Origin of the sequence: Fumia xinanensis (genome assembly GCF_014384905.1) — a bacterium.
Taxonomy (GTDB): Bacteria; Bacillota; Clostridia; order Oscillospirales; family Ruminococcaceae; genus Fumia; species Fumia xinanensis.
In genome coordinates this window covers 802,553-816,924 of record NZ_JACRSV010000001.1, presented here as the reverse complement: position 1 = coordinate 816,924, position 14,372 = coordinate 802,553, and the positions used below count along the sequence as shown (strand labels likewise).

General features: G+C 43.1%; 17 protein-coding genes. 6 read left to right on the top strand and 11 right to left on the bottom strand.

All coding sequences use genetic code 11. From position 1 onward, the window contains the following. Positions 1-341 precede the first annotated feature (341 nt). Positions 342-677: a winged helix-turn-helix transcriptional regulator gene (locus H8710_RS03835; RefSeq protein WP_249294077.1), complete on the top strand. Its 336-nt coding sequence runs from the start codon at positions 342-344 to the stop codon at positions 675-677. Positions 678-1,151: 474 nt separating this feature from the next. Here the strand turns inward: H8710_RS03835 and H8710_RS03830 are convergent, their stop codons facing one another. The 6 genes from H8710_RS03830 to H8710_RS03805 all read right to left on the bottom strand — a co-directional run bounded on the left by H8710_RS03830 (position 1,152) and on the right by H8710_RS03805 (position 5,127). Next, positions 1,152-1,778 carry a superoxide dismutase gene (locus H8710_RS03830; RefSeq protein ID WP_249294076.1) on the bottom strand — a complete coding sequence of 209 codons (627 nt, stop codon included), beginning with the start codon at positions 1,776-1,778 and terminating at the stop codon, positions 1,152-1,154. A gap of 380 nt (positions 1,779-2,158) precedes the next feature. Continuing rightward, positions 2,159-3,232 (bottom strand): TRM11 family SAM-dependent methyltransferase, encoded by a 1,074-nt coding sequence (locus tag H8710_RS03825; protein WP_249294075.1) that lies wholly within the window; start codon positions 3,230-3,232, stop codon positions 2,159-2,161. 424 nt (positions 3,233-3,656) lie between these two features. Then, entirely contained in the window at positions 3,657-3,755 is a 99-nt protein-coding gene (locus H8710_RS03820; protein WP_249294074.1) for a dCTP deaminase/dUTPase family protein, read from the bottom strand. 23 nt (positions 3,756-3,778) lie between these two features. Beyond that, positions 3,779-4,534, bottom strand: coding sequence for a recombinase family protein (locus tag H8710_RS03815; protein WP_249294073.1), 756 nt, complete (start codon positions 4,532-4,534; stop codon positions 3,779-3,781). Next, a complete protein-coding gene (locus tag H8710_RS03810; protein ID WP_249294072.1) occupies positions 4,534-4,821 on the bottom strand; it encodes a hypothetical protein in 288 nt (95 codons plus the stop codon). Before H8710_RS03810 ends, H8710_RS03815 begins: the two co-directional genes overlap by 1 nt. Positions 4,822-4,986: 165 nt before the next feature. Next, entirely contained in the window at positions 4,987-5,127 is a 141-nt protein-coding gene (locus tag H8710_RS03805; protein ID WP_249294071.1) for a hypothetical protein, read from the bottom strand. A 149-nt stretch (positions 5,128-5,276) separates the two neighbouring features. Between H8710_RS03805 and H8710_RS03800 the strand changes: the two genes are divergently transcribed. The 4 genes from H8710_RS03800 to H8710_RS03785 all read left to right on the top strand — a co-directional run bounded on the left by H8710_RS03800 (position 5,277) and on the right by H8710_RS03785 (position 7,739). Further along, positions 5,277-5,450 (top strand): antitoxin, encoded by a 174-nt coding sequence (locus H8710_RS03800; RefSeq protein WP_249294070.1) that lies wholly within the window; start codon positions 5,277-5,279, stop codon positions 5,448-5,450. Between the two features lie 222 nt (positions 5,451-5,672). Further along, complete coding sequence (gene dinB, locus H8710_RS03795; protein WP_249294069.1) at positions 5,673-6,911, top strand: DNA polymerase IV; 1,239 nt, start codon at positions 5,673-5,675, stop codon at positions 6,909-6,911. Between the two features lie 4 nt (positions 6,912-6,915). Next, positions 6,916-7,164, top strand: a complete 249-nt coding sequence (locus H8710_RS03790; RefSeq protein ID WP_249294068.1) for a hypothetical protein — start codon at positions 6,916-6,918, stop codon at positions 7,162-7,164. After that, positions 7,164-7,739 carry an SOS response-associated peptidase gene (locus tag H8710_RS03785; RefSeq protein WP_249294067.1) on the top strand — a complete coding sequence of 192 codons (576 nt, stop codon included), beginning with the start codon at positions 7,164-7,166 and terminating at the stop codon, positions 7,737-7,739. Before H8710_RS03790 ends, H8710_RS03785 begins: the two co-directional genes overlap by 1 nt. Before the next feature lie 145 nt (positions 7,740-7,884). On the opposite strand, the gene H8710_RS03780 is transcribed toward H8710_RS03785, so the two are convergent. Genes H8710_RS03780 through H8710_RS03770 form a run of 3 tightly spaced genes read right to left on the bottom strand, consistent with a single transcriptional unit; the run spans position 7,885 to position 11,397 of the window. After that, positions 7,885-8,403 carry a hypothetical protein gene (locus tag H8710_RS03780; protein ID WP_249294066.1) on the bottom strand — a complete coding sequence of 173 codons (519 nt, stop codon included), beginning with the start codon at positions 8,401-8,403 and terminating at the stop codon, positions 7,885-7,887. Between the two features lie 23 nt (positions 8,404-8,426). After that, entirely contained in the window at positions 8,427-9,143 is a 717-nt protein-coding gene (locus tag H8710_RS03775) for a hypothetical protein (RefSeq protein WP_249294065.1), read from the bottom strand. A gap of 25 nt (positions 9,144-9,168) precedes the next feature. Continuing rightward, positions 9,169-11,397 carry an N-acetylmuramoyl-L-alanine amidase family protein gene (locus tag H8710_RS03770; protein ID WP_249294064.1) on the bottom strand — a complete coding sequence of 743 codons (2,229 nt, stop codon included), beginning with the start codon at positions 11,395-11,397 and terminating at the stop codon, positions 9,169-9,171. Positions 11,398-11,772: 375 nt separating this feature from the next. Between H8710_RS03770 and H8710_RS03765 the strand changes: the two genes are divergently transcribed. Beyond that, positions 11,773-13,026, top strand: a complete 1,254-nt coding sequence (locus H8710_RS03765) for an N-acetylmuramoyl-L-alanine amidase family protein (RefSeq protein ID WP_249294063.1) — start codon at positions 11,773-11,775, stop codon at positions 13,024-13,026. A gap of 143 nt (positions 13,027-13,169) precedes the next feature. Here the strand turns inward: H8710_RS03765 and H8710_RS03760 are convergent, their stop codons facing one another. Together H8710_RS03760 and H8710_RS03755 are read right to left on the bottom strand one after the other, a co-directional pair. Next, entirely contained in the window at positions 13,170-13,337 is a 168-nt protein-coding gene (locus H8710_RS03760; protein WP_249294062.1) for a hypothetical protein, read from the bottom strand. 303 nt (positions 13,338-13,640) lie between these two features. Further along, complete coding sequence (locus H8710_RS03755) at positions 13,641-14,372, bottom strand: TniQ family protein (RefSeq protein ID WP_249294061.1); 732 nt, start codon at positions 14,370-14,372, stop codon at positions 13,641-13,643.

The window sequence follows — 14,372 nt, the reverse complement described above, 5'->3', positions numbered from 1 at the left end:
TTTCTTTATAAACTGCCTGACGGGATAGGGCTCCGGCCGGAGCCGCTGGTTTCTCTCCGAGCACCTTTGCTCTATCTCTGAAGACATTAGCTTCGTGTCTACAGACTTTGGATACATTTTAATGCCACCGTCATATTGGCCGTTTTTCCAATATCATTGTACATCGTTTTTTCTGTCTGGCAAGCAGGCACTTTTTCCTTTGGTCTGTTACTTTTTTGTGACTTTAGGAATTTTGGAATGTTTTGAGTAAAATTTTTATGTTGTTGACAGTAAAGGAATGCTGCACTACAATATAGATGTAATTTTCTATTTGAAAGTATAGCAAAAAGGAGAAAATTTGGATGATTTCGAAAGAGGAACTGCCCGCATGCCCAGTAGCGACCACCGTCCAGCTCATCGGAAATAAGTGGAAGCTTTTAATTATACGCAATTTGTTGGAACGTCCGTGGCGATTCAACGAGCTGCAAAAATCTCTTGCTGGCATTAGCCAAAAGGTGCTCACTGACAGCCTGCGTTCCATGGAAAAAGATGGCCTCGTCACCCGCACAGTCTATGCGGAAGTGCCGCCGAGGGTGGAATACGCCCTCTCTGCACTGGGGGAATCCATGCGCCCGATTTTGGACACTATGGCGGACTGGGGCAGCGAGTACCAAAAAATTGTAAAAAATCGTCTGTAAGAACCGATTGAAAAAATACAAAAACCTGCTCTGATAGCATCAGGGCAGGTTTAATTTCAGCAATTCTCTATCTTTTGGTATTCGGTCCCATGGACTCTTTGTGGGTATTATGGTTTTGATTTTGGTTTTGACTGGTCGTGGATGTTTCGTGATCCACGACTTTCATCCGTTGCGGCTTATGGTCGTTTTGGATTTTCTTTCCCATTTTGCACCTCTATTTTTCTGTTATGGGTTTGGCTTTTTCTTTAGTGGTTTTTGCGCGGCCCTGAATTTCCGGTACAGGATCGACATCGTTTCTCGGCCCGTGGTCAATCTCCGGCCGTTTCATACCCTTTTTCGCCAATGCTATCACCTCGGCAATAGTTTTCCACCAAACCTGATTTTTATTACATACAGGTTATCGTCTCCCCATAATTTGCTGCATATCGTAAAAACGTTTTTATTGCAACGGATGTTCACCGCTTTGGAATAAGGTTATCTTCCCAGATAACGGTCCTCCACTTTATCCCAATCAATGACACAAAACCAATTTTTGATATACTCCGCCCGCAAGTTCTGATACTGTAGGTAGTAAGCATGCTCCCAGACATCAATTAAAAGCAGAGGACGCAGAGGAAGCGGTGTATCCTGGTTCGGGGTTGTGACAATCCTCAAAGTGCCATCGTCGTTGGAAATAAGCCAGGCGTACCCCGAACCAAATACCGAGGTCGCCGCCTCCGTCATTTTACTTTTCCATTCCCCAAAAGAACCAAAGGAATTTTCAAACGCTTGCAGCAGAACTGAACCCGGTTTTGTCTCAACACCCGTCATTGAATCAAAATATAACTGATGGTTAAAAACACCGCCGCCGTTATTTCGCACACTCTTTTGAATTTGAGGTGGCAGCTTTTCCAGATGTGTTAGGAGCTGGTACAAGGTCCAATCGTGCAAATCAGGATAGGGGGCCAAAGTTTTATTGAGATTTTCTACATAGGTTTTCAGGTGCCGGTCATGATGAAAATGAAGGGTGCAAGGATCGATATGAGGGCTAAGCGCTTCATAAGGATATGGAAGCAGCATCAAAGGAAACGGATAGTGGGCCGGATCTGCGATGACATTCATTAAAAAACCTCCGATAATCAAATTTCCATACAGTGTATTCAGGTAAGAGAAAGAAGATGATTACTGCTTGTTTCTCAATATGATGTGATGGGATGAAAGGGTCGCCTGATTAAATTTTTTAGGTGCAGGTACTTTCGTTTCAGCGATTGTAGTCGATTACTTCCAAAACTATCTCTGCTGTTTTGTGCTACGACCAAGGAAAAGTATGTCATTTCACTGTCTGCAATAAAAAAGCCGCCCGCATTTAAGATGCAGACAGCTTTAAAAATTTTATCACATTTGGTATTATAACAAATATTATTGACTTATTTTGTCGAAAATGCTCCTACTATTATGGAAATATATCGGCTTTTTGTTCTTATGTCTTCCAGTAAAGCCGACTATTTCCGCGCTATCAAGATATCCCGTTTAATGGCCTGATCCACCCGGTGCTCAAACTTGTCATAGGGCCCGCCAGCCAAAACAGTAAATCCATTTTTCTCAACCGCTCCAGCCATCTCTTTTTTAGGCAGTACAAAGGCGTTCCAAGAAAGAGCCAATACCCCGCCCTGTTTCAGCACCTTCCACCAGGCCGGCAGACAGGCACAAATTAGTTCTTTGGGATTGCGGGTAAGCGATCCAGAAGTTTTTCCGTCAGCGGACTTCCAGTCCCCAGCCACGTTGCCATGGGCGACGCCATAAGGCAGATCCCCTACAATCATATGAAAACTATTTTTTTTGAAGTACCGATCGGTAAACCGGGAATCCCCTGCTACCATAGTGAGATGCCGCAACTTGTCTGGGTTCTTCCATTCCTCTTTTGTAGAGGCAAATTCAAAACGGTGAACCTTCGCCTGATAAGATTTATTTTCTCCGCTGAGTTTCTCGATACTATGGCTGTGTTTCCATTTTTCTGACTCGAGAAACTTCTTGAAATAAACGCTGGCCTCATGTACCGTTTTCTCTCCAATTTCTACGCCGGAAACATCGAATCCACATATGAGTCCCTCGTACAAAGTAGTCCCCTTGCCTGAAATTGGATCTAAAAGCCGAAATTGTCCATTTTCTCCCGCAAAACTGCTGGAATAAAGTGCTGCGTTGAGCATAGTACGGGTAAAAAGCTCATTGGTCTTGCCACTGTATTTCAAAATGGTGCTGATACTGGGGTTAAAGAACGCGGCATCAACTTTGGAGACAGGGTGAAGCACTTTCTGGGCTTCTCCGCATGCCTCTACCGTAAAAATTGCGTAGCAGAAAGAGAGGCGGGATAAAATTCCCATTTCCCGGCGGGTGAGAGTCTCCTCCGCGTCTAACATATAATAAGGAACTTCCGCTATGTCTTCACAGCGAAAGTTTTTACAGGAAGTGGAAAATGCATTCGCCGCAATCGTTAGTTCTGCCAGGGAAAGCTCCTTCGAAGCATCGAAATACACCCGGTTGTGTCCAGGATTCGCCAAAATTGCATATGTAACCATGTTATGACCTCGCAAAATAAAGAGGGCGCTTTCCGCTCATAGAGGAATGAACGGTAAAACACCCTTTGTAATTTGTTGAAAAGTGTTATTGTCTAATCGAAAAATGTTGGTTTGTCTAATCTAAAAACGACAGAAAAAATATCGTTATAAAATGCCAGTTTTATATACATTTTTCATAGACGCTTTTCGGATTAAAAAGGCGGCTTTGGGGGCTTGAGAACCTTTTTTGCAGAAATAAAAAACACCGGAACCATCTTTTTGCAGACAATTCCGGTGTTAATTCTTGCTGTTTTCCGATTGGTCAAATTGTTGTTTTTGGTCGGACAATTTGCAAATCCGGAACAGAGGGTGACACAGTATTCTGCAATTAAGATTGATCATATTATAACATCATTGCATAAAAAGTCAAATAGCTTTTATTTTTCTATTTTCCTGTTGATCCAAATTCCCCGCTACCTCGTTCTGTGTCTGACAAACGATCAACCTCTTTAAGCTCAACATTCAGATATGGCTGGACGATCAATTGGGCGATACGCTCGTCCGGTTCTATGATTTGAGATTCATCGCTGTCATTGTGTAAGGCATGTGGTTTCCCCGAAAAAGCTGCCCGGAATACAAATTGTATCCGGCGTATATTGGGCGCGTGAGGATTACTCTCACGGTATAGGCATTTGGCTTGCAGCCATGTTTTCCAGTGTACCCTTTCAAGCGGCAAAGCTCAGCGACAGCAGAGAGATTGCGATATTCCAGATAGCGATTAAAAATATATTGGACGATTTCGGCCTCTTGCGCATTGATTTTGAGGCTATCCCCATCTATATCGTATCCCAGCACTTCGGAACAGGTGCGCTTTCCCTGCCGGGCTCTTTCCAGCATGGCGGCTCGGACACGTTCTCCGGTAATCTCACGCTCCATCTGGGCGAATACGCTCATAATTCCCAGCATAGCCCGCCCCATGGCGGTGCCAGTATCAAAGGGCTCCGTACAGCTTTCAAGAGAGATTCCAAGGCGCTGGAATCTCTCGCAAATTTGATAAAGATCGGCGACGCTCCTAGTAAATCTGCTCAAAGCCCAAATTACCACAATATCAAATTTTCTCTCATCCGCATCGCGGAGCAATCGCTGCATATCGGGCCGGTGATCGATGTCCTTTCCAGAGATACCTCTATCCGCATACACGCCGTATACTTCGTACCCTTTAGCTTGGCAATGGGAGCGGATCGACCGCTCCTGCGCTGCCAGACTATATCCCTCTTCTGCCTGTTCTACCGTGCTCACCCGGATATAGATCGCGGCTTTCATTACGCCTGCTCTTTTGCGTTTACCCAATCTTCCAGGCCGAAGCTATTCAGATCGCGCAATTGCTCTTCGGTGCTGATTTCCTTCCCTTGTTCTACGAAAAGCTTTTCTACAGCTTCACAGTCCATATCGATCCAAGGAGTGCTTTCGAAGCAATCTTCCCAATTATCGCTTTCGGTGCATACGATATCACCGCAGGTGGTAAGCGCGAACTCCCGGCATTCCGGGCTGTATAGGGCGACTTGTCCTTCGTTGTAAGCTTCAAAGTTCATAGCATAATATTTTTTCATTTTATTTTCCTCCCATTATTTCTTCAACAAATATACGATTACTTTTGCGATTCCAAAGGCGATTAGAATCGTTCCCAATATCGTCAATGCGTTCATTTCGCCCTCCTTGACTTTTTCTGTTGGAGTTAATATAATGGGGGTGGGTGGATTCCCACTCCCAGTGATTTAGTGGAGCAGTTTGTCGATCAGGATAAGTATTGCTCCGACTATCAAGTCTATCAGGCCGCTGATTAAGATGGTGCGAACATCAATCTTTGGCTTGGTAGTCTTTTTGTTTTGCGGCCTTTGCCGCTTTCGCTTGCTCATTTTTATCACCCCCTCTCTATGCTTCTATTATATATCGTGTACACGATATTTCCAATTGGCAAAATATACAATCTTGTACAAGATATTTTATGGATTTTCATCGTGTACAAGACACTTGAGATAAGGTATAATGATTGGGAGGTGATAAAATGGGAACGAAAATAACTGCGTATAAAAATAAATATCAAGCTGAAAAATATGATAGGATAATTGTGCAGGTGAAAAAAGGCCAAAAGGAAAAAATAAAGGCCCACGCCGAAAGTCGCGGCATGAGCTTGAACGCTTTTATTGTGGAGGCGATTGAGAAAGAGTTGAGGGAATAGAGGTTGCAATTGCGATTGTGTTGCGATACAATATTCTTTGCAAAAGCCGAACCAATCAAGCCGTGAGGATGTGCGCACATTCTTGCGGCTTTTGGTTTTTGGAAAAAAATATTTGAGCCGGGGGCGATTTGCCTCCGGCCTTTTTGTTTCCAGTAATTACCTTTGAAATCTGCGCTATACCTTGCTATAATAAGAACAGATGTTCAAGGCGAGGTGAAAGACTTGAGAACCATATTGCATGTTGACTGTGATGCCTTTTACGCGAGTGTGGAGGCATTGCACCGTCCGGAGTTGCGCAATAAGCCACTGGCGGTAGGAGGCGACCCGGAACAGAGACACGGCATCATTCTAGCAAAAAATCAGATTGCCAAAAAATACGGTATTCAGACCGGGGATGTGCTGTGGCAGGCCAAGCAGAAATGCAAAGATTTGGTAATCGTACCTCCTGATTTTCGGCTCTATATGCGTTTTTCTCACCTTTGCCGTGACATCTATATGCGATATACAGATCAGGTAGAGCCCTTTGGCCTCGACGAAAATTGGCTTGATGTGACCGGCAGTACCACATTTGGAGATGGTGAAGCAATCGCAAAAGAAATCCAGCAGACTGTTTGGCGGGAACTGGGAATAACCGTGAGCATCGGAGTATCCTATAATAAGATTTTCGCCAAGCTGGGGAGTGATTATAAGAAGCCCTGCGGCATTACGAATATCACACCCGATAATTATAGGGAGATTGTATGGCCGCTGCCGGTGAGCGATTTGCTGATGGTGGGAAGGGATACTAGCCGAAAGCTAAATGAGCGCCGAGTATACACCATTGGGGAGCTTGCTACCACGCCTGTGGAAAATCTTCACCGGTGGATGGGCAAAATAGGAGATATGCTGTGGGTATTTGCGCAGGGGCGCGATGATACTCCGGTGGCGCGTTGTGATACAGAACAGGTCATCAAATCTATAGGAAATAGCACCACGACACCGCGAGACCTCTACAACGATAATGATGTAAGGATAATCCTGCAACTGCTGGCAGAGAGCATTGCAAGGCGGCTCCGGGACCATGGGCTAAAGGGGCGGGTAATCTCAATTCAAGTGCGGGATTGTGCCTTGAAATCTTTTGTGAGGCAGCATAAGATTGGCAGATATACGAGCCTTGCAACTGATATTACGCGGGAAGCCATGGGGATTTTTCATGCAAATTACAAGTGGGAGATGCCGATTCGGAGCCTTGGATTGTCCGTGGGGGATCTGGTGCCGGATACGGTGCCGGAACAGCTTGATTTTATGGGTGATGATATAAAGCGCCGAAAAATGGAGATACTGGAACAGACGGTGGATGGCCTCAAAAGCAGATTTGGCAATTTTGCTGTACAAAGAGGGCTTATGCTGGCGGACAGGGCTTTATCAGGGTGCAACCCCTACGACGATCACAATATTCATCCCGTGAGCTTTTTGAGGTGAGACGATGGAGAGAATTAAGAAATATGTCGATGTGATCACGGAGTTTTCTGCTGATGGAAAGATTCGCCCTCTTGAAGTGCTCTGGGACGATGGCACTCGATATGAAATAGATAAGATATTATCAGTGGATAGGAGAGCCTCCCTTAAAGTAGGCGGGGCTGGCATCCGATATACTTGCCAGATTAATGGGGTGCGGACATTTTTGTATTTGGAAGAAAATAAATGGTTCGTTGAAGCGAAGGTGATGCAATAATGTGTGGAAGATATAATTTTTCAGCGGAAGAAAGCCGGGAGATCAGCAAAATCATTGAAGAGGTGCAGCGCAAATACGGGGCTTCCTCTATAAAGACAGGGGAGATTTACCCCACAAATCAGGTGGCGGTGTTGGTACAAGAACAAAATGAGCTCCGTCCACAGCCGGTAATCTGGGGATTCCCCAACTTCAGGAATAAAGGTGTCATTATCAACGCCCGGTCGGAAACTGCTGAGGAAAAACGGACATTTAAGGAGAGCCTACAGACTCGCCGGTGTGTCGTCCCGACGACCGGATTCTACGAGTGGACGCAGGATAAGGAGAAGATAAAGTATCTTTTCAATTGTCCAAGCGGTGGAGCGCTGTATTTGGCAGGGCTGTATAATGATTACGGAGACGAGCGCCGGATGGTGATTCTCACGACAGCAGCCAATAAATCTGTATCAGATATCCACAATCGAATGCCAGTGGTGCTAAGTGAAAATGAGTTATCCGACTGGATAGGTAATCCCAATAGGGCATTAGAGATTTTGTATAGGCAAGGGCCGTTGCTTGAAAAAGTGGCGGTGTCGTAAATGCAATACAAGAATTCCAAGATGTAATGGTGGATTATAATATAAAGTTTTAGGGAGCAGATATTAATCTACTCCCTATTTTTTAAACATTTATATATTGATATGCGCAGCCTTATTGTTCTATATGTCGGTCGTATTCATCAGCTTAAGTAACCACGCTTTCTTCAAGGAACTTCCACTGTCCATTTTTAAATACATAAGAAAGCTTAAATTGTGTATATTGTAGCCAACCATGCTCATCTGCCCATTGCAATTGACAGAATACAGCCTGATAGTACCTCCCCCATGCTTTTATCTTATATAAATTACGTATTTCACAAACAGGATATGAGCCGACGATATATCCCCCGCTAGTCATCTGAACGGGTTCATTGAAGTTGACCGGAGGATATTTCTTTTCAAGATACTCTAATATTTCCTCTCTCTGATCTTCTGACAAATCGACTTTGTACAAATCAAACAAGGCCACTTCTCCCTCGGTTTGATGGATAGCATTAAATTTAATCAGATAATCATCCATCAGATATGCTGCGATTTTTTGATATAGTATCGGGAGATCACGTTCTTTTTCAAACGAAGGAACCGGCCATATGAAAATCATACTGAGTGCAGCGGTAACAGTCATAACCACAACAAGTATTATCCAAGCTACTTTCTTTCGCATGATTGACATCTTTTACAAAACTTTTACCCAATGGCGATTGTTTGAGGCCAAGTGTCTGAATAGTTGCCCGTTGCTACATCCCTTTCAAAATAGATGGTATAAATGGCAAAATTTTTATCCTGAACTGACCTGTATTCTGTCTCTATGGTATAACTGGAATAGGTTCCGGCTTTTTCTGACAGGTATTTCTCCAACTCCGCCTCATAGTGTGCTTGCTGTTCTACTGTGGGCACGAATGTGTTTTTGTAATCTATAATAACTCGATCCAACTTTCCGGCTTCGTCAAAATATGCTGCAATGATGTCGTTCATTTCATTTTCCATCATAGCCTGATATCCGCCAATAGATTCCATAAAGAGAGAAACATCATAGTACTCTGCATCCGGAATCCACCCGCTCAATTGGGTTCGAAGCGATTGAAGCATTCTTTCTTCCGTTACCTCGTCCGACGATTTTTCTGTGTACTCCCGATTCATATCGATAGACACAAGCCTTCCGGTTTCATCATATCCGTATTCGATCCCATCTTTTGTAAAATAGTCTGTTTTAATGACAGCGTCCACACCATTGACCACATCATAAATCTCAGACATTTTAATCTGTTCGCTGCCTACATATTTCAGAGAAGGATCATCTTTCATAGAAAGCGGAGTCGCCGTCCGCACTAAAACAATACTGACCACGGTGATAATTACCACAAGAACCGCCGTGAGCGAAATCCAAAGGACTTTCTTTTTCATGGTACGCCTCCTCGATTACACACTGTCATCCAACGGCGATTTTTTCTGCCCAGGAACCCCCACCCTCTTTATCAAAATAGATGGTATAAATGGCAAAATTTTTATCCTGAACTGACCTGTATTCTGTCTCTATGGTGTAACTGGAATAGGTTCCGGCTTTTTCTGACAGGTATTTCTCCAACTCCGCCTCATAGTGTGCTTGCTGTTCTACTGTGGGCACAAATGTGTTTTTGTAATCTATAATAACTCGATCTAACTTTCCGGCTTCGTCAAAATATGCTGCAATGATGTCGTTCATTTCATTTTCCATCATAGCCTGATATCCGCCAATAGATTCCATAAAGAGAGAAACATCATAGTACTCTGCATCCGGAATCCACCCGCTCAATTGGGTTCGAAGCGATTGAAGCATTCTTTCTTCCGTTACCTCGTCCGGCGATTTTTCTGTGTACTCCCGATTCATATCGATAGACACAAGCCTTCCGGTTTCATCATATCCGTATTCGATCCCATCTTTTGTAAAATAGTCTGTTTTAATGACAGCGTCCACATTATTTACTACGTGATACAGCTTGGATATTTTGAACTGTTCAGTACCCGTGTAGTCGAGAGAAGGAGCAACTTTTACAGGGGTACGATAAATCCAATTATCTGGTATTTGAGAATATGAGTCATTACTGAAAGATTTATTTAAACAAATCGAACCGTTTCCCACAAAGCGTTGATTTTTAGGATGGTGCGGAGATGTAGGTTCCTTGGCGTTAGGATCCGGTACGCCATAAAGATGCGCATATTGCTCGTTAGCGCTTTTAATAGCAGTCTTTATATCTTGCCCCTGTTCCAAATAGTTAAAAAGAAAGTCTGCATAAAATTCTCCGCCTGCCACCCTATTATAATAACCCATTACTGCTTTAGCGCCCTTATTGTGTATCGCCCCCGCCATAGATTCATTCATATATTTAGTAGTATCCCTCAGCAATTGTTTTCTGGCACTGTAACAGGAAATTATGCACACAAAGTCCAGATTACTGAGCTGTCCTGGCAAATAATCTTCGATGAAATAATCATCTTTTTCTACTGTGACATTTAAATCAGCCCAATATCCATATGAGCTATAAGTGCTTCCATCGCTTAATGTATGGGAAGAGAACATATGATTGTCATTTTTCTTCTGTGCGCTGGGGTCTTGATAAAAACTGACGCCGGGTTCGCCATGACCATGTAAAACAGCCACGTTACTATAGGGCAGTTGTGCATATGCCTTATACGGGTAATATGGCATAGCCAAATACGTGCAGTCCATATACCCCATGCGTTTCATTGAAGTCTGGATATTGTGGACTGCGTTAAGGTTATCATCTTTATCTACAAGATCATTACAAAACAGCACATATAAGCTCCGATTGGAGATATTTGATGGCGGGGCGCTATTGATCCTTACTCCTTTAGAATCAAACATATACGTAACGCCATCCACTGTATGGGTTCCCGTGACCATCTCCCCACTGGTATCTACTACGTCAGTATCCAGAAAATAGTAAGTTTTTCCACTTACTGTTTTCCATCCCATGATCATTTTCCCATCATCATTGATATAATACCACTTTCCAGTAATATCGTGCAACCATCCTCCAGTATACATGGCTCCGGTATCTGGGTCGCCTGGAACCCCCATATAATAAAATGTTGTTTGATCCCCCGTGTAAAGCCATCCATGCTTCATAGAACCGTTTGGATTAAAATAGTACCACTCGCTGGCGATTTCCTGCCATCCAGTCAGCATCCGTCCATACACTCTATCAAAATAATACCATAATCCATCAATTTTGTACCATCCTGTAACTTGATTTCCGTAGTTATCGTAATATATCCAATAATCCCCGTCTCGTACCCATCCAGTCAGGAAACGCATACTGCCGTTTTCCTGTAAAATTTGACATTTTGTTACTTCATTATCAAAATATACAATTTCATATTCTACTGTTCCGTTTTGTTCTAAATTCAGGCTATTAATCCAAGAAAGCGTGTTAACTTCTTCATATCCGCCAGCGATATACTCTTCCAGTGATAAGCTGTCTTGTCCGTTACTATCTTCTTCTTGTTCCATGCCTCCGGGAAAAGGAGCTGTTGCGATTGTGACATCTGGTTTTCCGCCGTAAGAATTTTGTTCGGCTTCTGATGAAGCTGAAACGCCGGTAAAAGAAATCACAAATGCCATTACAATGGTCATTACCAATGCTGCTGTTCTTTTCATTTTTACCATCCTTTCATTCCATAACGGTATATTATTAAGAAAAATAATATAAATAAAATTATTTTTCTTAAATTAATTTTAACTCACATTTAAATTTAATAATGTCATTATTTGTCGATAAATAGTATTTTCTTCCTTTACACAATATAGTACTATAGTGATGTGGCTATGATATTTTTCGGGTTCAATCAGCGTTTAAAGTCGATATGAATCAGGCGTGTGGGTGAAATACTTTAATGTCAAAATTTTAGAAAGGCTGGAGTTTATGCTCTAGCCTTCTTTGTTGGTAAAACATGTGCTATGAAACCCAAATGGTATCCTCAGGGTTTTCTTATTAGAAACTTATTTAAAACAATTAGGTTTGGAGGGAAAAATATGAAAAAGGTTTTTACGATTATTATTGCATTATTGTTGCTTGGAACTCTATGTATCGCTGGTATCAGTGTCGCTGCCGCCAATAGCGAAACAACTGTAGACTTGGGAGACGGTTTCTCCTGGTCTTACAATTCAGTGACAAGAAAACTGATCTTGAATGGAAATGGAACTTATCCGTGGTTTACAGAAAGAGAAACTGTTGGAAATAATGTAATATTCTCTCCAAATCGAAATTGGGACGAATGGCCACAATATCCTAAAAATGTAAAAACTCTTGTGGTCGGAGAGGGAATAACAGAATTTAAAACCGGAGCTCTTTCGCTACGTCCAGACAATTTGATAATCGGTAAAAATTGTAAGAATTCCCCAGTCGTTGCATCCAACTCCTATCAAGTTCATAAAAATAACCCCTATTTAGCTGACTACGATGGGGCGTTATATTCAAAGGATTATAAAACACTTATTTCATGTCCACAAAACAAATATTCAATTCGATTTCCGCAGGAAGTTGAAATAATCGAAGAAAATGCTTTTTTAAGCACTCATATTGATCCTGTTGTTATTCCATGGGGGGTAACTACGATTGAAGGCCAATGGTATGGAATGACAGACGAATTTGATTTGGTTGTACCGGACACTGCAATTCATTTTACAGATAAACCGTTGTATGTGCATGGCTCCGCATACCTTTCTACCCAAGCCTACGAGCAGCATAATGTCGCAGCAGGGATCAATATGGTTTATGATAACGTTGATAAACACTGGTACAATTACTACGGTATTAAAGCAAATCAATGGAAAAAACTCAATGGAAAGATGTATTACTTTTCAGAGGGGCCCGGGTGGACTATGGGAGAGCCTACTACAGAACCCAAAATGTTGAAAGGATTTCAAACAATTGATGGAAAACAATATTATTTCGGTGAAACAGGAGCTATGCAGACAGGACTTCAGACTATCGAAGGTAAAGTATATTACTTTGATAGCGATGGAATTATGACACTCGACCAATGGAAGCAGGCGTCAGGCAACTGGTACTACTTCAACGACTACGGAGCAGCCGTCGTAAAAATCTGGCTGAAATCGGGAAACAAGTGGTACTTCATGCAGGCTGACGGCACCATGGCGACGAACAAATGGATTCAGTGGTACAACAACAAATGGTACTACGTCGGCTCTGATGGAGCGATGTATGCTAACCGTTACACCCCGGATGGATATTGGGTCAACGCGAACGGCGTGTGGGTGAAATAAAAAATAGCTATTCTACTCAACTATAGCGAGTACGTCATCTGCTATTTTTTGTTACGACCAAGGTAGAAAATCTCCGATTTTCCTCTTGTAATAAAAAAACAAAAGGCGGGTTTGAGAAACACATTCTCATTCCCGCCTTTCTTTTACCCTTTACTGCTCCCCCATTCCCTTCTCATGCAATAGGAGACGTACTCACCCAAACTGCCCATCCGCAGCTTATCCATTCTCTGCTTTGCCCTTTCCTTATCCCCTTTTTCCAAATAAATCCGCACAGGCAGCTTTTGCTGCTGATCGTTCCAAAATGGTTTCATGTTTCTCTGCCTGACAACAATTTCCAAAAACCTTGTGGGGATTCCTAACGCCTCAGCCGCTTTGCCTTTATCCCATCTTTCCCTTTCTTTGCAGAGCCTTTCCATCCTGCTCTTTATTTCATCCGGGATGGTCATCGGATTTAACATCTGTTCCGGGCTAAGATTGAGAAAAACAGCCAGCAATCCATATAATTCCGGACGGCAGTATCTCCCTGTACGGGTGATGTGGTAAAGATTGATTCCAAAGGTATTCGGGGTCTATGAGTTGATGAAAAGTCTCCCCCCAATAGGATTCCAGCTCTTTCAACAGCGGCTTCCACTCCACCTGATACCCCCCGAAAGAAAAATATCCTTGTTTTGGAGCAGGTGAAACAGCGAATCGGGCAGTGATGTGATGTCATTCACAAGAGGTGTATTCCAAAAAGCGTACAGCATATCGCTCAACTTTACCTCCTGCTCTGAGACATTACAGTCTGCCGTAGTTTTCAAATTGGGGATTGACGACGCCGGATAAAACTTTTGGCGCAGCGTCCGCATCTCTGCCCCGTCCGCCCTTTCCAACCTGCATTTATGGATTGGGCAGAGCGGCATCGCCTGTATCTGATGAGGCGTATGCCAATAAGTTTCCCCGTAAGTTTGAAGATCGCGCTTTGCACAGATGGGACAAAAGCGCAGATATCCGCCGTCCTGGGACGTCCACTGTTTTAAGCTGCCAGTGTATTCCTTTTCTTCGGCTCCCCATACAATATGCTGATGGGTTTTTGTTCTCCTTAAATCATGAGAGAACCTTAAAACATATGGCGTCAGCGTATGCCGGTCATACAGTTCTTCCCTGTCAAACAGTCCGTTCGGCAATGTGTCGATCACTCCGTAAAACCCTGGGTTGGCAAAAAATATATTCATCGAAGCGTTTGCTTTCCCGAAAAGTTCTTTCATAGTAGTAGATGTTTTCTTATTCCCCGTCCGCAGGTGATACCGGCAGAGAACGGAGTACCACAGTTCTTCCGGGTATGGAGTTGGGAAAAACGGCAGCAT